The organism is Pseudomonas sp. GW821-FHT01D09 (assembly GCF_059422465.1).
The window spans coordinates 34331-54082 of sequence record NZ_JBWKWY010000017.1 but is presented as its reverse complement, the minus strand read 5'-3'; the positions used below and the strand labels follow the sequence as shown (position 1 = coordinate 54082).

Sequence of the window (19752 nt, the reverse complement as noted above, 5' to 3'; positions counted from 1 at the left end):
TGACCGCAGGAATGACAACAGCCTTCGACGTCCTCATGCCACCTCCTCGCGCATCAGATCGTCCCGAGCCAGATCAAAGCGCCCCAGCACCTTGACCTTGGACGAAGCACTGAGCTCGGCAAACGACAGGACCGGCACATGGTTGAACTCCTCCAGCAACAGGGTGCGCAAGGGGCTGCGCAAATCCTGCGCCACCAGCAGCACGCTCTTGCTCTTGGGCCGCACAGCAAAGGCTTGCTTGAGCAGGCTGACCAACGCTGCACTGCTTTCGTGATCCAGGGAAAAGAACACCCCCGTCTGGGTCTGGCGCAGGGCATCGCGCAACACGTTTTCGGTGTGAGGTGACAGCAGCCAGGCATGCAGGCCGTCGGCTTCGCTGTACTGGTGCAGGATCTGCGACTTGAGGGCTATGCGCGCATAGTCGGCCAGGGCATCCGGTTCACGCTCATGCTGACCGTGTTCGATCAACGCCTCGACAATCAGGCGCACAGCCCGTAGCGGTACGCCCTCACCGGCCAGGCGTTGCAATACCGACGAAAAACGCGACAGCGGCATGATCCGCTGCAGCTCCTGCACCAACTCCGGCTGGTTGAACTCCAGCCAACTGAGAATCGCCTTGCTTTCCTGGATCCCGAGGAACTGCGGGCCGCTGAGCAGCATCGCCCGTGTCATGCGCTCCTGGAGCAAGCTGTACGCCGTCGAACGCGCCAGGTGTTCGTCCGCCAGCACCGGGTCATCGGGGGCAAACCACATCCAGTCCTGCTCGTCGCGTTCGACCAGGCCCCGGGTCCCGCTTTCAGGCTCGCTGGCCAGTGCCGCAAGCTCCACGCCCACCCAGTGCCCCAGCGTCGCCTTCAACGTGGGCACCTCATGGACACAGAAACGAAACTCATCGTCGGCCAACGCAGGCGCGTACTCGACCTCAAACGGCGGTAGCGTCAAGCCGATCTGGGTGACCAGGCTATTGCGGCTCTGGCGCACCCCGTGGATCACTTGCGCAACCAGCGGGCTCTCCTGCAGGGCCAGCGGAAACTGCAACAGGTACGGCCGTGAGGGATCAAAACCACGCAAGTCCTCCACCCCGTTCTGCTCTGGCGGGACGCTATCGGTAACCGGTTCCTGCGACTGTTCCTCGCGCTGGCGCCGGCGCGTCAGGTAATAACCGAGGCTGCCGGTCATCAATGAAATAAGGATAAACACCACCGTGGGCATCCCCGGCAGCGTGGCGAAGGTGAGCATGCCCACCGAGGCGATCATCCAGCTCTTGGGTTCGCTGGTCATCTGCCGGGCAATCTCGGCGCCCATGTTGTTGCTGCCTTTGTTGCGCCCGGACGGCGCCACACGGGTGATGATCATGCCGGCTGTCAGCGAGATCAGCAGGGCCGGGATCTGCGCGATCAGGCCGTCACCGATGGTCAGGACCGAGTACAACGCCATGGAGTCGGCGGCGCTCATGCCATGCTGGAACATGCCGGTGGCAAAACCGCCCAGCAAGTTGATCACCACAATGATCAGCCCGGCGATGGCATCCCCCTTGACGAACTTCATGGCCCCGTCCATGGCCCCGAACAACTGGCTCTCGCGCGACAGTTGCTCACGCTTGTCCCGGGCCTGGTTGCCATCGATCAGGCCGGCGCGCAGGTCGCTGTCAATGGACATCTGCTTGCCGGGCATTGCATCCAGGCTAAAGCGCGCCGCCACTTCCGCGACCCGCTCCGAGCCCTTGGTGATCACCAGGAAGTTGACCAGGGTCAGGATCATGAAGATCACCAACCCCACCGCCAGGTTGCCGCCTACCACAAAGTTGCCGAACGCCTCGACAATGTCACCGGCGTCCTGCTCCAGCAGGATCAGGCGCGTGGTGGCAATCGACAACGCCAGGCGAAACATGGTGGTCAGCAGCAGAATCGACGGGAACGAGGAAAAGGCCAGCGGCCCCGGCAAGTACAACGCCAACACGATCAGCAGGCACGAAATACAGATATTGACCGCAATCAGGATATCCACCAGCCAGGTGGGCAACGGCACGATAAAGATAAACACAATGGCCATGACCACCACCGCGCCCAGCACCTCGGCGCGTTGTGCAACCTTCAACAACATCGCATTGATTGCCCGTAAAGCATTCATGCCTTGAATTCCGGCCAAGTATGGGTATGCCGCGAGCCTCGCTCCTGCATGGCGTATTCATGCAGCACCTGCTTGTAGCTGTTCACGGCCTCTTCACGACGCCTTGCATCACACCACCAGGCCAGGGGCAGTGCCTTGATCTCCGGGAAAAAGGTGCTGAGGAAACTCAACTGATGAGCCCGGTCATTGCCCCCCAGGTCCCGGGCCAGGTGCCTGATTTCGTGGGGCGTCAGACCGCTGGCTGCATACCCCAGCATGCGCTGCAACAAGCCCACCGGATCCAGGTGCAGTTCGGGATGCAACAGAAGGGCCTGCCCGATCAGCGTCTTGCAGCTCGCGAGCACGCCACTCAATCGGTTACAGTCTTCGAGGCTCCGCAGCAAGGATCGCAACTTGCTCCGGTCGACCGACGAGTTCTCCGCGCCAGCATCAGCGGCCAAGGCCCCTCTGATCAGCCTCAACCCGGACTCGAAGCGGTCTTCACCGTACAGCCCCAACAGCGAACTCATCAGGTTCGCCAGCGATTGAGTCTCGACCACGCTGGTGTAATACATGCTGCGCACAGCCTGGCGCATCTGCGGGTCATCACTGCCCGCCTGCAACGCCATCGCGGTATTCAGGCCCGCCTGGATCTGCGGCTTGTAGTCAGCCTCCAGGTCAGCCAGGGAGCGGCGTGCCAGATTAGCCTCTGTGGTACGCCCCTCGGTATCCGCCTGAAGCGCCACGTGCTTGAGCACCACATAGGCCCGCGCCGGATCGTTGCCGGAGATATCCATCACCTTGCCGACGCTGGCGCCAAGCAGCAACTGGGTGCGGATATTACGGGCGACGGTCGCCATTTTCGCCTGGGCCGGATGCCCCAGTTGCTCATAGAGCTGGGTCAACTGCTCGGCGGGCATGGGGCGCAAGCCCAATTGGCGCTGCCCCAACGCCTTGCCGTGGAACTCGACCTCTTGCGCGAACAGCGTACTGAGATCGTCAACGGCCGGCGTATTGACCTGTGGAGGTTGCCCACCCTCTATCCGTACAGGTGCGGATTGACTCAGCGGTGGGTGATTTTGCACATCGAGGTTGGGATCGACTTTCATGGGAGTGCCAGGACAAGAGATTCGTATCCTTGTGTGGCTGGAACGCTCGATACAGTTCCATCTTCATCCGCTTGGCACGCGTGATGAAAATACCGGCACAAACCCACGGTGCTTTGTGCAAGGCATTGCAAAAAAAACACCTAAAACAAGATATTTCCTTAAATTTATCAACTAGATAGAGACTTTCCGCGCTTGGCACAAGCGGTGCTAACAGGGTTCTCGTCGAAACCATTTCGACTGCTTATACCCTGAGGAAAAATCATGGATATCCCTATCAGTGTTTTAGTAAATCTTCCCCGAGACCCTGGCCAATCCATCCAGGATCTGTCCGACGACCACCACAAACGCCTGCGCAGGTTCATTCATAAGCGCGTACTGAACCCGGAGGATGCGGACGATATCGTGCAACTGACGTACCTGGAGGCCTGGCGCAACCGGCATCACTTCAGCGCACAGGCGTCACTGAGCACCTGGATGTGCGGGATCGCGCTGAATTTGATCCGCAATCACTTTCGCCGCATCTATGCCAAGCCGGTGCATTGCGAGTTCGATGAATCGCTGTCCCACGGGCAGAACGAAGAGCAGGACCTGGCCCGCCAATTCGAGATCAATCGCCGGCTGGAAAACACCCTCAATGCAATCCAGCACCTGCCCCTGGAAATGCGCAACACCTTGTATGCCTCACTGGAAACCGACGGCAGCTACCAGGACACCGCCAATGCCCTGGAGATCCCGATTGGCACCGTCCGCTCCCGCCTGTCGCGGGCACGGGAGCAGTTGAAACGTGCGACAAAATCTCACCCGTTCCAGTAGGAGAGGGATCGCCCAGGGATAGGGCGCACCTCCCGGCTTCAGGCTTTTTTCGAACGCGGCAACAGAATCGCCAGCACCCCGAGCAGCGGCAGGAACGAGCACAGCGTGTACACGTACTCGATGCCGTGGATATCTGCCAGGTAGCCCAGTAACGCCGCGCCAATCCCGCCAAACCCGAACATCAGGCCAAAGAACACTCCGGCGATCATTCCTACGTTGCCCGGCACCAGCTCCTGCGCGTACACCACAATCGCCGAGAACGCCGAGGCCAGGATAAAACCGATCACCACACTGAGTACGCTGGTCCAGAACAGGTCCACATGGGGCAACAGCAAGGTGAACGGCGCCACACCGAGGATCGAAAACCAGATCACCGCCTTGCGGCCGATCTTGTCGCCAATCGGCCCACCAAAGAACGTGCCCGCCGCCACCGCACCGAGGAACAGGAACAGGTGCAACTGGGAACTGGCCACCGACAGGTCGAACTTCTCGATCAGGTAAAAGGTGAAGTAACTGGTGAAGCTGGCCATGTAGAAGTATTTGGAAAACACCAACAGCCCCAGCACCACCAGCGCGCCGAGCACGCGGTTTTTCGACAGGCCATGGGTGGCGGCCTGGCCCTGCTTGAGCTTGAACAGGTTCAGATGGTTGCGGTACCAACGGCTGATCGCATACAGCACCCCCAGGGCAAACACCGCGAACAGGCCAAACCAGGCCACATTGCCCTGGCCAAACGGAATAATGATCGCCGCCGCCAGCAACGGGCCAAACGCGGAACCAACGTTACCGCCCACCTGGAACGTCGATTGCGCCAGGCCATAGCGCCCACCCGAGGCCAGGCGCGCCACGCGGGAGGCTTCCGGGTGGAAGGTCGAGGAGCCAATGCCGATCAACGCCGCCGCCAGCAGGATCAGCGGGAAACTGCCGACCTGGGACATCATCAAAATCCCCACCAGCGTACAGATCATCCCACAGGGCAACAGGAACGGCTTGGGATGGCGATCGGTGTAATACCCCACCCACGGCTGGAGCAACGAGGCCGTGAGCTGGAACGTCAGGGTAATCAGGCCGACCTGGGTAAAGGTCAGGCCATAACTTTGCTTGAGCATGGGATAGATCGACGGCAATACCGCCTGGATCAAGTCATTGATCAAGTGCGCCAGTGCCACGGCGCCGATGATACGCATGACCAACGGGCTGGATTGCGCCGCGGCCGGCGTCGTAGCCACTGAAGGCTGGGAATTGGTAAGAGCCATGAGGAACGTTTCCGTACAGCAGATGGATGCACAGGTGCAGGTGCGACAATGTGCCATTTTTGTGGGCAGGAAGGCTATCCCGTTAGCAGGCTAACGAGTAGGTGAATCGATGCAGCGGTCACGGTTTGTAAAGGGCCAGCAAGATGAATCCCTTTAACTTGAGGGACCTTTCCTAGAGCATCCTTCGCCTTGTGCCTGGTGGGGGGCGGTGGCAGCGTTGAAGACGCCCTGTTCTACAACACCTGCCTGCCCCCGTACGCGGACGCTAGAACACCCCAAATCAAATGTGGGCTTGCTCACGATCACGGTGGATCAGCCAACTAATGTATCGACTGATACTCAGCCATCGCGGGCAAGCCCACTCCCACATAAGCCCGCTCCTACCCTTTGATCGGCTTAGGCTTAAGACCAGCGTAACCCCCCTGCCACGGGTCGCTTCACCCGGCGTTTTCCTTAAACAGTTGATAGCGTAGATAAATTTTCAAAAAAGCGCTTGACGCATTCCCGTTCTACGCGAATAATGCGCGCCACTTGGCTACATAGCTCAGTTGGTTAGAGCATAGCATTCATAATGCTGGGGTCCGGGGTTCAAGTCCCTGTGTAGCCACCAAGTACCGATCCATAGACGTCTACAGCAGTCTATGAATCACCTCAAGAAGCCCGCCTAGTGCGGGCTTTCTTGTTTCTGGCTGTCTCTGCTTGTATCCCCTATTCCCCTCTGTGTCTCCTCGAAAAATAATTGAACCGAGGGGACACAAGCCCAAATGAAGCGATCCGAGATAAAACGCCGCCCCCTTTCCAATACCGCATTGGCGGGCCTGCCGATAGCGCGTCCTCGCCATGGAACCCCCGCTAACTACCGAGATTTGTCACTTATTCATTACTCACTTTTGAGTTGCCTCAAGACTGAATTCAAGATAATTTTTAGCGCTTGCTAAGCAAACACCTTTAATTACGGTGGCTTCCCTGGCTTTTTTCAAGATAATCTTTTGGCTGGCTTGAGATACTTTTCTATATGCCTACGTTTACCCATCACGATCTTGAGCTTCTCAATCCTTCCTTTGACTCGGACCTAGTCGATGTACTGAGTGAACTGGAGCACCTACGTCGCCTAAGGCTTGAAGGCGATACGCCACTACCGGTGTTCTACCAGCTCAAATCGCTTTTCCATGCGCTGGAAAGCCTCGGTTCTGCACGTATAGAAGGCAATCACACTACTTTGGCGGACTACATCGATAGCAAGGTGGAAGGTAAGGCTCAGGACACGGACCAACTGCGCGAGGTTGCCAATATTGAAAAGGCAATGGATTACATCGAGCAGATCATGACGCCCGGCGCTGCGCTGACAGAGCAGATGATTCGAGAGCTTCACGCGATGACCGTAAACGATCTGGTTCGTGAAGGCGAAAAAACGCCCGGAGCCTATCGCAGCGGGAGTGTCAGAATATCCCAGTCTGATCATCTGCCTCCCGATTTCATCCAGGTTCAAGCCTACATGCAGGAACTTGTCGAATTCGTGAATCACGAAGACTCTCCGAAATACGGCCTCATGAAGGTTGCGCTCGCTCACCATAGGTTTGGATGGATACATCCATTCGGCAATGGCAATGGCCGCGTGGTAAGACTGCTGACCTATGCTCTCCTGATAAAGTATGGTTTCAACGTCAACGCAGGCGGCCGCGTCCTCAATCCTACAGCCGTATTCTGCAATGACCGTGAGCGCTATTACGCAATGCTTGCCACCGCCGACAAAGGCACAAAGGAAGGGCTAGAGGAGTGGTGTACATACGTGCTGGAAGGCATTCGTGATGAGCTGGAGAAAGTCGATCGCCTCACCGACTACGCATATCTGACCCAATGCATACTTGTCCCTGCTGTGGCCTTCGCAAGGGAAAGAGAATGGATCACGGGGACGGAAGAGGCAGTGCTGTCGGCCGCAATAAAATTGAAGGTCGTAAAATCTGCAGATATAGCCTCCGTACTCCCTCGGCAGTCGAGCAATCAACGGACTTACCTGATCAAAAAACTGGTAGACCAAGGGATGCTTTTACCGCTAAACGCAGGCGCGAGGCAGTACACAATCGGTTTTTCTAATAACTATCTGATTCGAGGTGTCATTAAGTCCCTCAGGGGCGAAGGGTTCATACCTGGGCCGCTGGAAAATCCATAAGCATCGGTTTAAAGAGGCCCACAGCCGTCTATGAATCACCTCAAGAAGCCCGCTTAGTGCGGGCTTTCTTGTCTCCCTATACGCAGCCTTGCGTCTTAGCTTGCGTCAAACACCACAGGCTGCATCGGTGCAGTGTTGACCTTGAGCTGAAACACTTCGGGGCGGGAATAGTGGCCGCAGACGTCGAAGTCGAGGTTACTGGCCAGTCCCGCGGACAGGTCGATATCGGCGTAGAGAATGGTTTCCTGGTCAAATACCGGCCCCGCCAGCACTTGACCCGCCGGGCTTACGATCATGCTGCCGCCGTGCATGATGTAGTCGCTGTCTTGAGCCTCCAGGGCAAAGTCGTCACGGTAGTGTGCCGGGTACTCGGCCAGGGTGATTGCCTGGCAGGCCGAGAGCACATGCACCCGCCCTTCCACGGCAATATGTACCATGGAGGAGGCCCAGGTCGGGCGGTCATCGGCAGTGGGCGTGCAGTAGATCTCGGTGCCTTGTGCATACATGGCCTGGCGCAAGGCGGGCATGTAGTTTTCCCAACAAATCACAGTCCCGATTCGACCGAGCGGCGTGTCCACCGGGGCAATGCTGGAGCCATCGCCAAACCCCCAGATGATCCGTTCCTGCCCGGTCGGCATGAGCTTGCGGTGATAGCCGGCAATACCTTTGCCGGGCGCCAATGTCACGGATGAGCAATACAGCGTTCGCCCTACACGCTCAATAATGCCCATCACCACATGCACCCCGGTTTCATTCACCACCTCGCCAAGGCGCGCCAACTCCGGGCCGTCCTGGGTGATCGAGCCGTCCATGTAGCGCTGAAAGTGCGCACGACCAGTGTCGTTGCGACTGCCGACGACGGTGCCGAAGGCAGCGCCCTTAGGGTATCCCCCCAAGAACGCCTCGGGAAACACCACCAACGCGGCGCCCTTTTCGGCGGCCTCTCGAATGAGCCCGGCGGCTTTCTCGGCGCTCAAATAGGGCTCAAACGGAATAGACGATGCTTGAACAACGGCTGCTTTGAACATGAGTTTCCCTCGTATCAATAGAACGTGGCGGGGTTAGCCACGAGTGATGTCCCGATCTTTGGTCTCAGGCAGCAGGAACCACAGAACGATGAAGCAGACCAGCGAGACACCCGCCAGGTACATCGCCGGAATATTTGGGTTGTGGGTGGCCTGGATCAACGCCACCGCAATAAACGGACCGGGGCCTGCCAGCAACGCCAATGCCACGTTGTGCCCAACCGCCGCGCCGGTGGAGCGGATGGACGCAGGAAACACCTCGACCAGCAACACCACATCCATCACGGCAGTAATTGCCACCAGCACCGCCATGATCAACAACCCCGCCAGAATCGCGATGTAATTGCCGGTGTTCATCAACAAAAACACCGGATAAGCCAGCACGGTCAGCCCCAGTGCCGCCGTCAGCACAAAGGGACGGCGACCGAAACGATCGCTTAGGCGCCCAACAATCGGGTTGATCAGCGTGTAGACCACCAGCGCCGCGCTACACAGCCACAGGGCCGTCGGTTTGCCAAGGCCAACGGTTTGTGTCAGGTGGGTATTGGCGTAGGTGATGAAGTAGTACAGCGAAACCCCGAACAGGGCGGCGAAGGCAAACGAAATCACAAAGGCCCGCCACTTCACCTGGGCAGATACCGTTTCCAGGGTGTTATTGGCACGCTTGCGTTCGAGTTCGGCGTAGACCGGCGTATCGCCTAGCTTGCGGCGGATATACATGGCCACGCCGGCCATCAGGATGGAAGCGACGAAAGGAATGCGCCAACCCCACTGCATCACTTCTTCGCTAGATAACGAACTGTTGATGACGGCCGCAATCGCGGTGCCAAAGAGAAATGCCGCGCCCGCGGTCGCGGTAATCACGCTGGCCGCCGAGGCCCGACGATTGGCCGGCGCACTTTCGACGATGTAGATGCCCGCGCTTGACCACTCGCCCCCCACCATCATCCCTTGCAAGAAGCGCAGCGCCACGAGCAGGACCGGAGCGGCGATACCGATAGAGGCGTAGCCTGGCAACAAGCCTATCAAGGTGGTCGTCAGCCCCATCCCGAACACCGTGATGATCAATACCGCACGCCGGCCAAGTTTGTCACCGATCGGCCCCAGTACGACGGCCCCCAGTGGCCGAGAAAGAAACCCCACGGCAAACACCGCCAGCGACGACAACAGCGAAACGCCTGGCGCTGTGGAGGGGAAAAAAATTTGTCCGATCACGGCCGCGAAATAGCCATAAATGGCAAAGTCGAACCACTCCATGAAATTACCGATACCCACGGCAATCGCCCGTTTGCGCAGTTCAGCACCCTCGTCAGGGGCAACGGTCTGATCAGCGCTTTGTGGCTGCACTATCATCTTTTCCATACAGAGCATCCTATTTTTGTTGTATTGGCTTGAGTTGAGCTTAAGAATCCCAAGGCAAATTAATCAAACGAATACGAAAGATGCCCATGATTAGAGTTACTAATATTAGCCGGATCGACCTTAACCTCCTGGTCATCTTTCAGTGCCTGATGAGTGAGCGGAGTGTGACCCGGACGGCGGCGGTGCTGCACGTGACGCAGGGTGCCGTCAGCTCGTCGCTCAAACGGTTGCGCGAGCAGTTTCATGATGATTTGTTTATCCGTACCGGCGCGGGCATGGTCCCGACGCGCCGCGCCTTGGAGATCGCGCCGAAGGTCGTGCAAGCGCTGACGGCGGTCAGCGCCATCATCGACCGGCAACCCCTGTTTGCCGCCGAGTCATCAAGCCGAACCTTCAACATTGCGTTGTCGGATGACATTGAAAGCTACCTCTCGCCCAGGCTGGTCAACGAAGCTCGCGCCAAGGGGCTTTCTGTGAACTTTGCCTTCCACCAGACCAACAGCTCCCTCTGGAAAACCGCCCTGGCCGACCCGGATATCGATATGGTGCTGTGCTCCGAACCCAAGGAGTTCACCTCTCACTACTCCTCCCAGGTCTTGTTCTCATCGTCCTATTCATGCCTGTACGACGGCCCGCGCCTGAACATTCAAAGCCCGCTCACCCGTGAGGAATACTTGAAGCACGAGCATGTACGGGTGTCCTTTGATGGCCGGCGCGGTTTTGTGGATGATCTGCTGGAAAGCGAAGGGATCTCACGCCGGGTTTCGGCGTCCTTTACCCACTTTTCAGGAGCGCTGGCCACCCTGGTTCACAGCGACGTAATCGCCACCCTGCCAACGTTTGCGGCGCTGTCCTACGCCAGGATCGCGCGCCTGACCGTCAGCCCGGTGCCGATCTTCGTACCGGCTTTTCGCGTGTTCATGATCTGGGACGTAGAGCGCAACGACGACCTGCACAATCGCTGGTTGCGCAATTTCATCCTGGAGACGACCCAGGAGTTACAGCGAGGAACGTTGACCTCGGTCTAGCAAAGGGCAGCCCGTTTAAGGCAAAACCCTGCGCGTCGAAAAGCCTGCCCGCTGCCGTGATAATGCTGGCTTAATTCAGATGCGGTGATATCGTCTGCATCAGGACGCTCGGCAGGCTGTCGAGAATATGCATCCCGTAGCACCCTTTTCAGCGACTACACTCCAGCCCATGAAACGCTATCTGCGGTTGTGCCTCATCTTCATGCTCAGCTTGACGCTTCCTCTCAGCGGGATGGCGGGCGTTGCGGCATCAACAGAACCGTGCCCCATGAAAACCATGGGCATGACGATGATGAACGACATGGGGCTAGACTGCTGCAACGATGCAAAAAGCTTCATCGAGCACGGCAAACCTTGTAAGCCCGGCCAGGAATGCAAGGCGGGGAGCATGCTGCAAGTCTTGCTCTTCACGCCTCCTGTGCCCCTGTTCAACCCCGTAGTATTGTCCTTTTTCAGCGATTCCCTCCCCATGCAGACCCCATCCGGGGTATGGCGACCGCCTCGCGCTTGATTCCTGCCCCACCTTGAGCCTCATCCCGCATTAGCGGGGTGGACTAGCTGCGTGCATGTCTTTTGACGCGCGCAGTGGATGATCACAGGAATCATAGACATGAACTCCAAGTGCTATTGCATAGGTTGGTCGCTCGTGGCTGGCCTGGTCGCAAGCGTACTGTCTTGGCCAAGCCTCGCTGCCCAATTGACACTCGATGAAGCGCTGCGCCTGGCTGAAAACACTGCGCCGTCACTGACCGCACAAGACGCCAGAATCCAGGCTGCCACTAGCGCAGCTATCCCGGCAGGTGAACTGCCTGACCCCAAGCTCCTGCTGGGTGTACAGAACTACCCCATTGGCGGGCCGAATCGCTGGAGCCTTAACCAGGACTTCATGACCTCGCAAATGGTCGGGATCAGGCAAGAAATGCCCAACCTTGCCAAGCGCAAAGCCCGCATCGAGGTCGCCGATGCCGCCGTTGAAAGAGCCGCGGCCGAGCGGCAAATCGAGCGCCTGAACGTTCGGCAATCCACGGCATTGGCCTGGATCAGCAGCTACTCGGTTGAACGTAAAAATGCGCTCTTCCAAGACTTCTACACAGAAAACCGCCTGCTGAGCGAGGCCGTCCGCGCCCAGATTGCCGGTGGCCGCGCCCAGCCCGCCGACGCGGTAACCCCCAAACAGGAAGCGGCTCTGTTGGCAGAGCAGCAGGACGATCTGCTGCTCCAGAGAGCGCAGGCCCGAGCGGCCCTCAAACGCTGGATTGGTGCCGCCGCCAACGACACGCCGGTGGGCCGCTTGCCTGAATGGCCCATCGATACCTCCGGCTACCCCCATAAGCTGCAACACCACCCCCGGCTGGCCGCGTTTGCACCGATGACCCGTGAAGCGCAGGCCAAGATCAGCGAGGCCCAGGCGCAAAAGCAATCGGACTGGAGCTGGGAACTGGATTATCAACATCGTGACCGGCAGTTCGGCGACATGGTCAATGTGCAGTTTTCATGGGACCTGCCGCTGTTTCCAGACTCGCGCCAAAACCCCAAAATCGCGGCCAAACAGGCTGAACTCAACCAGCTTGAGGCCGAGCGCGAAGCCCAGTCACGCGAGCATATCCAGCAACTGGAGAACGAACTGGCTGACTATGAGCGCCTGAGTCGTGCCGTGCGCCGAAACCAGGAAAGCCTGTTGCCGCTGGCCCAGGAAAAGGTCGAACTGAGCATGGCCAGTTATCGCGCCGGCACCGGCGATTTAAACGCCGTGGTGGCCGCCCGGCGTGAACTCATCACCGCCCGCCTGAAACAGATCGACGTGGAAGAGCAGCGCGCACTAACCAGTGCCCGTCTGTATTTTGCTTATGGGGAGCCCAGCCAATGAACCTTAAAAAATCGCACGCAGCCTGGCTGGTCGGTATCTCGATGGCATTCGGGGTTGCGGGGGGCTACTGGTTCGCTCAGCAACGCATGGACACAGCGCCAGCACAGCGCCTCACTTCACCGGATGAACGCCAGGCCCTGTATTGGTACGACCCTATGTACCCGCAGCAAAAATTCGATAAGCCGGGCAAGTCCCCCTTCATGGACATGCAACTGGTCCCTCAGTACGCCAGCGGCGCGGCGGATCGCGCGAGCATCAGTATCGACCCGAGCCTGACCCAGAACCTGGGCCTGCGTTTTGCAACCGTCACCCGTGGGGCCTTTGACTCCAGCCTCGATGTAACCGGTGTCTTGGCGTTCAACGAACGCGATGTCGCGGTGATTCAGGCGCGCACCGCCGGCTTTGTGGAACGGGTCTACGCCCATGCTCCAGGCGATGTGCTCAAAGCCAACGCCCCCTTGGCGGATATCCTGGTGCCCGAGTGGGCAGCGGCCCAGACAGAGTTCCTGGCACTGAAGCGTAATGGGGATGCCGACCTGTTGGCGGCGGCCCGTCAGCGCCTGCAACTCACCGGGATGCCGGCAGCACTGATTGCGCAGGTAGAGCGTGGCGGCAAGGTTCAGCCCTACCTGACGGTCACCAGCCCGATGGGGGGTGTGCTGCAAACGCTGAATGTCCGTGCGGGTATGACCCTGGCGACCGGCGAGACCCTGGCACGCGTCAATGGTTTGGACAGTGTCTGGTTGGCGGTGGCGGTTCCAGAAGCCCAAGCCGGGTCCATCAGCGTCGGGCAGGCGGTGCAGGCGCGTCTGCCGGCCTTCCCTGGAACCACGCTCAATGGCAAGGTCAGCGCGATTTTGCCCGAGACCAATGCCGACAGCCGCACCCTGAATGTCCGGGTGGAACTGCCCAATGCGCACGGGCGCCTCAGGCCGGGCTTGACGGCACAGGTGCGCCTGAACCACTCGACCGGGCGCAGTGTGTTGTGGGTGCCGAGCGAGGCCGTCATTCGCACGGGCCAACGCGCCCTGGTGATGCTCGCCGAAGACGCAGGGCGCTACCGTCCTGTGGTGGTGCAACTGGGGCAGGAAAGCGATGGCAAGACCGTGATCTTGAAAGGCCTGGAAGAGGGCCAGAAAGTGGTGACGTCTGGCCAGTTCCTGCTCGACTCGGAAGCCAGTCTCAAGGGCATTGTGGCCCGCATGGAGGCAGACTCATCCCCCAGCGTGCATGAAGCGGATGGGCAGATCGTTGGCTTCAACGACACAGAAGTCACCCTCGCCCACGGCCCCTTCAAGACCCTGGGCATGCCCGGCATGACCATGACATTCCCACTGGCCAGCCCGGCCCTGATGCAGGGCCTGAAAGCCGGTGATCCGGTGCGCATTACGCTGGGCCAGAGCGATGACGGTCTACGGGTCGAGCGCCTGGATAAAGCGGGGAGCCAGCCATGATTGCCGCCCTGATTCGCTGGTCCGTCGCCCACCGTTTTCTGGTCTTGCTTGCGACACTCTTTGTCACGGCCTGGGGGATCTGGTCGGTGCAAAACACGCCGATCGATGCCTTGCCGGACCTGTCGGATGTGCAGGTAATCATCCGCACCCCTTATCCAGGGCAAGCGCCGCAGATCGTCGAAAACCAGGTGACCTACCCACTGGCCACCACCATGCTCTCCGTGCCGGGCGCCAAGACCGTGCGCGGTTATTCCTTCTTCGGCGACAGTTTCGTCTATGTGCTGTTTGAAGACGGCACTGACCTGTACTGGGCCCGCTCGCGGGTGCTGGAATACCTGAGCCAGATTCAAAGCCGCTTGCCGGCCAATGCCAGGCCCGCGTTGGGGCCGGATGCCACCGGCGTCGGCTGGATTTACCAATACGCCCTGGTCGACCGCAGTGGTAAGCATGACCTGGCGCAATTGCGCGCCTTGCAGGACTGGTTCCTGAAGTTTGAGCTCAAAACCCTGGCGAACGTTGCGGAAGTGGCCACGGTGGGAGGCATGGTCAAGCAGTACCAGGTGCAGCTTGATCCGTTGAAACTGGCCAGCTTCGGTATCACCCAGGCGCAGGTAAGCGCAGCGATCGGCAAGGCCAACCAGGAAACCGGCGGGGCGGTACTGGAGATGGCCGAGACCGAGTTCATGGTGCGCGCTTCCGGCTACCTGAAAACCCTGAATGACTTCCGTGCAATCCCACTCAAGCTGGGAACCGGTGGCGTGCCGGTCACCCTGGGCGATGTCGCCACGATCCAGTTGGGGCCGGAAATGCGGCGTGGCATCACTGAACTCGACGGCGAAGGCGAGACCGTCGGCGGCGTGGTGATTCTGCGCAGCGGCAAGAACGCTCGCCAGACCATTGAGGCCGTCAAGACCAAGCTTGCCGAACTGAAAAACAGCCTGCCTGCGGGGGTAGAAATCGTCACTACCTACGACCGCAGTAAGCTGATCGATCGTGCGGTGGAAAACCTCAGCTACAAACTGCTCGAAGAGTTCATCGTCATTGCCCTGGTTTGCGGGCTCTTCCTCTGGCACTTGCGCTCATCCCTGGTGGCGATCGTCTCGCTTCCCGTCGGTGTGTTGATTGCCTTCATCATCATGCGTCACCAAGGGATCAACGCCAACATCATGTCCTTGGGCGGGCTTGCCATTGCCATCGGTGCCATGGTCGATGCCGCCGTGGTGATGATCGAGAACGCCCACAAGAAAATGGAGGCCTGGCACGCCGCCAACCCGGGAGAGGAACTGAAGGGCGAACGCCATTGGCAGGTAATGACACAGGCCGCCGCCGAGGTAGGCCCAGCCCTGTTCTTCAGCCTGATGATCATCACCCTGTCATTCATTCCGGTTTTCACCCTGCAGGCGCAGGAAGGTCGGTTGTTCGGCCCACTGGCCTTCACCAAGACATACGCCATGGCCGCGGCGGCCGGACTTTCGGTGACCCTGGTGCCGGTGCTGATGGGCTACTGGATTCGAGGCGCCATCCCCACGGAACAGCAGAACCCGCTGAACCGCTGGCTGATCAGGCTCTACCAACCGGCCCTGGATGCGGTACTGCGCCGTCCAAAAGCCACCCTACTCGTGGCGCTCTTGGTTTTTGTCAGTGCGCTATGGCCGATATCGCGCTTGGGGGGCGAGTTTCTTCCGCCGCTGGATGAGGGCGACCTCCTCTATATGCCATCGGCCCTGCCAGGGTTATCGGCGCAGAAAGCGGCGCAGCTCCTGCAACAGACCGACCGCCTGATCAAAACGGTGCCAGAGGTCGAACATGTCTTTGGTAAAGCCGGTCGCGCGGAAACCGCCACTGACCCGGCGCCGCTGGAGATGTTCGAGACCACGATCCAGTTCAAGCCGCACGAACAATGGCGTGCGGGTATGACCCCGGAAAAACTGGTTCAAGAACTGGATCGAGTGGTGCGCGTCCCCGGGCTGACCAATATCTGGATACCGCCGATCCGCAATCGCATCGATATGCTTGCCACCGGGATCAAAAGCCCAATCGGCGTGAAAGTGGCCGGCAGCAACCTGGCACAGATTGATGCTGTGACCCAGGCTGTGGAACGGGTGGCCAAAGAGGTGCCGGGGGTCAGTTCCGCGTTGGCCGAGCGGCTGACGGGTGGCCGTTATATCGACGTGGACATCGACCGCCCGGCCGCCGCCCGCTACGGGCTTAATATCGCCGATGTGCAGTCCATCGTGGCCGGGGCGATTGGCGGTGAAAATATCGGAGAGACGATTGAAGGTCTCGCACGTTTCCCGATCAACGTGCGTTACCCACGGGAGTGGCGCGACTCGCTCGGTGCCCTGGAGCAATTACCGATCTACACCCCATCAGGCAGCCAGATCACCCTGGGGACCGTGGCAACGATCAAGGTCAGCGACGGCCCGTCCATGCTCAAAAGTGAAAACGCGAGGCTTTCAGGCTGGGTGTATATCGATGTGCGTGACCGGGACATTGCTTCGGTGGTCGCCGATCTACGCCGCACCGTCAATGAGCAGGTCAAGTTGCAACCGGGCATGAGCCTCAGTTACTCGGGGCAGTTTGAATTTCTCGAACGGGCCAACGCCCGACTCAAACTGCTGGTGCCGGCCACGCTGCTGATCATCTTCGTGTTGCTCTACCTGACGTTCTCCCGATTCGATGAGGCCTTGTTGATCATGGCCACCCTGCCATTTGCCCTGACGGGCGGTGCCTGGTTCCTCTATCTGTTGGGGTTCAACCTGTCGGTCGCCACCGGCGTCGGTTTTATTGCCCTGGCCGGGGTGTCTGCTGAGTTTGGCGTGATTATGCTGCTGTACCTGAAAAACGCCTGGGCCGAACGTGAAGGCCTCGGCGACAGCACTGAGCACGGGCTGGTTGCGGCGATTCGTGAAGGCGCCGTGCAGCGCGTCCGCCCCAAGGCCATGACCGTTGCCGTCATCATTGCCAGCCTGTTACCCATCCTGTTGGGCAGCGGTACGGGCAGCGAAGTGATGAGCCGCATTGCCGCCCCCATGGTCGGCGGCATGATCACCGCACCGTTACTGTCGTTGTTTGTGATCCCGGCGGCCTATCGCCTGCTGCGGCGCCGGCATCTGCGGCGCGGGCCCTCCATCCACCCTTGAGGTTTCCGGCGAGCACCCGCAATCACCTCAAAAAGCCCGCCTCGCGCGGGCTTTCTTGTACCTGGCGACTGCTCAGTCAGTGGGAGGCCGGTGCGCGCAGGGCATGACGACACCTCAAAAGTAAGTCGTAGCCCCGGCAAAAAACGCACGCCCCGGCACATAGAACGTCGTCGAACCATCCCGCGCATCTTCATCCAGCAAATTCTGCACGCCGCCATTCAAGGTCAACCACTTGGTTACGGCCAGGTTCGCCGTCAGGTCGTAGGTGGTGTATGACTTGACGAAGTCATTGCCCACCCCACGCTGTTTACCGACATGCTGCGCCGAAAGCTCGGTGTTGAGCGTGTCGGTGGCTTGCCAGTTGATCGCACTGAAAGCAGACAACTTGGGCGCGCTGATCAGGTCTTCGCCGGTGGACAGGTTTTTGCTCTCCAGCATATAGGTGGCGTTGGTGCGCCAGTCCAGGGAGTCAGTCAGCGGTACGCGAACCGAGCCTTCCCAGCCGCGGGTCCGCGCTTTTTCGACGTTTTCCAGCATGGTCCACCAACGGCCCTGGAATTGGCCCAGGGGGGCGTATTCGATCTTGTCTTCAAAGTCGGTGTGGAAGTAGGTCAGGCTGGCCTCCCAACCATCACGGTCGAAGGACACGCCCATTTCCTTGTTGACGCTGGTCTCTGGCGATAGGTTCGGGTTGCCGGCCATCCAGCAACTGCCACTGACATACCCCAGGGGTTTCAACGAGCCACAACCGCGACCAGCGGACTCGGTGGCGGCACCGGCGCTCCCCTCTTTCAGGCTCGGTGCACGGAAGCCCTTGGACACACCACCGCGCACGGTCCAGTCCGGGTGCGGATGGTAGACCAGGTACGCCCGTGGGCTGTTGTGGTTGCCATAGTCCGCACTGTGGTCGAAACGGTTGCCCAGGGTCAGGGTCAGATTGTCGAGCAGGTACACCTCATCTTCGATAAACGCGGCCGAGTAGTCCCCCTTGAGCGACGCACCGGAAACCGCGGCGCCTTGGTAGTCCACGGGCACCGTGCCCAGGGTGTCACTGTTGGTCAGTTCTTCACGCTTCCACTGCCCGCCCACGGTCATGCGCTGGCTGAGCAGGAACTCAAACGGAATGTTCAGGCTGCCTTCGGCGATTTTTTCTTCGGCGCTGGACTTGCCCCAGTCGATGTCGTTCTTGAACTTGTTGAGGTACAGGTCGACTTTCGAGGTGCCGAAACCCCAGTCCCCGCTGTGGGACACCGAGTAGCTGTCACGAATCAAACGGCCGGGCCCGAAGCCGGCACCGACGGTTTCGCCCCAGTCGCCAAAGGTCTTTTTGCTCGACCAGGAGCGCTCGACGCCATGCACGGCCTCGAACGACAGGCTCTGTTCATCATTGATTTTCCAGTCGAGCAACGCGTTGACGCTGTGGTCCTTGGCGCCGCCCGCGCCGTCGCCGTACATGAACTCGCCCTCCTTATCCAGGCGAGCCGTGACCTCATCGGCAGCCCGTCGGGTCAGGTTGGCGCCTAGGCGCAGGCCGACGGATTCGGTCAATGGCCCGGACAGGTTGAGGCTGGTCTGGGTGGTCTGGCCACGGTCGGAATCTTCGGGAATCGTGGTGTTGACGTTGGCCGAACCGCTCCAGGTGCTCGACACCTTGCGCGTGATGATGTTGATCACCCCGCCCATGGCATCCGAGCCATACAACGAAGACATGGGGCCGCGCACGATCTCGATGCGCTCGATCATGTTCGGGGTGATCCAGTTCAGGTCCTGGCGCGCCAGGTCGCGGCGATAGCTCAAGTCTCCCGAACCGCCGAGGCGTTTGCCGTCCACCAGGATCAAGGTGTACTTGTCGTCCAGGCCACGCAGCTTGATTTTCGATTGCTCGCCCACCGGGCCGAAGCCACCGGTGACCCCGGGCACACGCCGCAGCAGGGTATTGAGGTCATACACCGGCTGGCGCTCGATTTCTTCGCGGGTAATCACGCTGACACTGGCCGGCGCATCACGCAGGTCCGTGCCGCCACCGGTGGCGGTGACAAACGAGGTATCGAGTTCGGTAACGGCATGTTTATCGACCTCGCCAATCTCTTCTGCCTGCAACGCCGGGGCGGCGATCAGCATGCCAACGGCCAGGAAAAGAGAGCTGAAAAGGTAGGGGGGGTTATTCATTGCAAACAGTCCTTGTCGAGCCAATGCGCACCATGATGGAGCACTAAAGGTTACAAACTGTAATACGAATCCTTATCATTTAGAAAGAGGCTTATGAAAAACCTCGCAACAAACCTACACGTCTGACATAGATTTATTTCTGCCCACACGGTTGGGCATCGGTCACGATGGCCAAGGTCGGGAGAGGGATTTTGACGCTCCGGCCTCCCCGCTGTTAGTGTCCGCCCTCTCCCCCGCAGCTATCTGC

At 59.5% G+C, this 19752-nt stretch carries 13 protein-coding genes and 1 tRNA gene; 8 read left to right on the top strand and 6 right to left on the bottom strand.

Annotated features, from left to right (window positions below):
* Positions 1-33: 33 nt before the first annotated feature.
* Complete coding sequence (sctV, locus tag AC07W7_RS16305) at positions 34-2130, bottom strand: type III secretion system export apparatus subunit SctV (protein ID WP_076965159.1); 2097 nt, start codon at positions 2128-2130, stop codon at positions 34-36.
* Entirely contained in the window at positions 2127-3218 is a 1092-nt protein-coding gene (sctW, locus tag AC07W7_RS16300) for a type III secretion system gatekeeper subunit SctW (protein ID WP_169899017.1), read from the bottom strand. The genes sctV and sctW overlap by 4 nt, the downstream gene beginning before the upstream one ends.
* A gap of 261 nt (positions 3219-3479) precedes the next feature.
* On the opposite strand from sctW, the gene AC07W7_RS16295 reads away from it, so the two are divergent.
* Positions 3480-4031, top strand: a complete 552-nt coding sequence (locus AC07W7_RS16295) for an RNA polymerase sigma factor (protein ID WP_076965157.1) — start codon at positions 3480-3482, stop codon at positions 4029-4031.
* A gap of 38 nt (positions 4032-4069) precedes the next feature.
* Here the strand turns inward: AC07W7_RS16295 and AC07W7_RS16290 are convergent, their stop codons facing one another.
* A complete protein-coding gene (locus AC07W7_RS16290; RefSeq protein ID WP_076965156.1) occupies positions 4070-5287 on the bottom strand; it encodes an MFS transporter in 1218 nt (405 codons plus the stop codon).
* A 533-nt stretch (positions 5288-5820) separates the two neighbouring features.
* Here AC07W7_RS16290 and AC07W7_RS16285 point away from each other — a divergent pair.
* Together AC07W7_RS16285 and AC07W7_RS16280 are read left to right on the top strand one after the other, a co-directional pair.
* Positions 5821-5897: transfer RNA gene (locus tag AC07W7_RS16285), tRNA-Met, on the top strand.
* Positions 5898-6302: 405 nt separating this feature from the next.
* Positions 6303-7457 carry a Fic family protein gene (locus AC07W7_RS16280; protein WP_495039701.1) on the top strand — a complete coding sequence of 385 codons (1155 nt, stop codon included), beginning with the start codon at positions 6303-6305 and terminating at the stop codon, positions 7455-7457.
* Positions 7458-7552: 95 nt separating this feature from the next.
* Here AC07W7_RS16280 and AC07W7_RS16275 read toward each other — a convergent pair whose 3' ends face one another.
* On the bottom strand, positions 7553-8485 hold the full coding sequence (locus AC07W7_RS16275) for a carbon-nitrogen hydrolase family protein (protein WP_076964091.1): 933 nt from the start codon (positions 8483-8485) through the stop codon (positions 7553-7555).
* Positions 8486-8518: 33 nt separating this feature from the next.
* Entirely contained in the window at positions 8519-9844 is a 1326-nt protein-coding gene (locus AC07W7_RS16270) for an MFS transporter (RefSeq protein WP_495039700.1), read from the bottom strand.
* A gap of 80 nt (positions 9845-9924) precedes the next feature.
* Between AC07W7_RS16270 and AC07W7_RS16265 the strand changes: the two genes are divergently transcribed.
* The 5 genes from AC07W7_RS16265 (at position 9925) to AC07W7_RS16245 (ending at position 17336) form a co-directional block, all read left to right on the top strand.
* Positions 9925-10872 carry a LysR family transcriptional regulator gene (locus tag AC07W7_RS16265; protein WP_076964089.1) on the top strand — a complete coding sequence of 316 codons (948 nt, stop codon included), beginning with the start codon at positions 9925-9927 and terminating at the stop codon, positions 10870-10872.
* Between the two features lie 169 nt (positions 10873-11041).
* On the top strand, positions 11042-11383 hold the full coding sequence (locus AC07W7_RS16260) for a hypothetical protein (protein ID WP_076964088.1): 342 nt from the start codon (positions 11042-11044) through the stop codon (positions 11381-11383).
* Between the two features lie 99 nt (positions 11384-11482).
* Positions 11483-12739 (top strand): TolC family protein, encoded by a 1257-nt coding sequence (locus tag AC07W7_RS16255; protein ID WP_169898630.1) that lies wholly within the window; start codon positions 11483-11485, stop codon positions 12737-12739.
* Positions 12736-14193, top strand: a complete 1458-nt coding sequence (locus AC07W7_RS16250) for an efflux RND transporter periplasmic adaptor subunit (RefSeq protein ID WP_495039699.1) — start codon at positions 12736-12738, stop codon at positions 14191-14193. The genes AC07W7_RS16255 and AC07W7_RS16250 overlap by 4 nt, the downstream gene beginning before the upstream one ends.
* Positions 14190-17336 (top strand): efflux RND transporter permease subunit, encoded by a 3147-nt coding sequence (locus AC07W7_RS16245; protein ID WP_495039698.1) that lies wholly within the window; start codon positions 14190-14192, stop codon positions 17334-17336. Before AC07W7_RS16250 ends, AC07W7_RS16245 begins: the two co-directional genes overlap by 4 nt.
* Before the next feature lie 114 nt (positions 17337-17450).
* On the opposite strand, the gene AC07W7_RS16240 is transcribed toward AC07W7_RS16245, so the two are convergent.
* A complete protein-coding gene (locus AC07W7_RS16240) occupies positions 17451-19505 on the bottom strand; it encodes a TonB-dependent receptor domain-containing protein (RefSeq protein ID WP_495039697.1) in 2055 nt (684 codons plus the stop codon).
* Between the last annotated feature and the right edge of the window lie 247 nt (positions 19506-19752).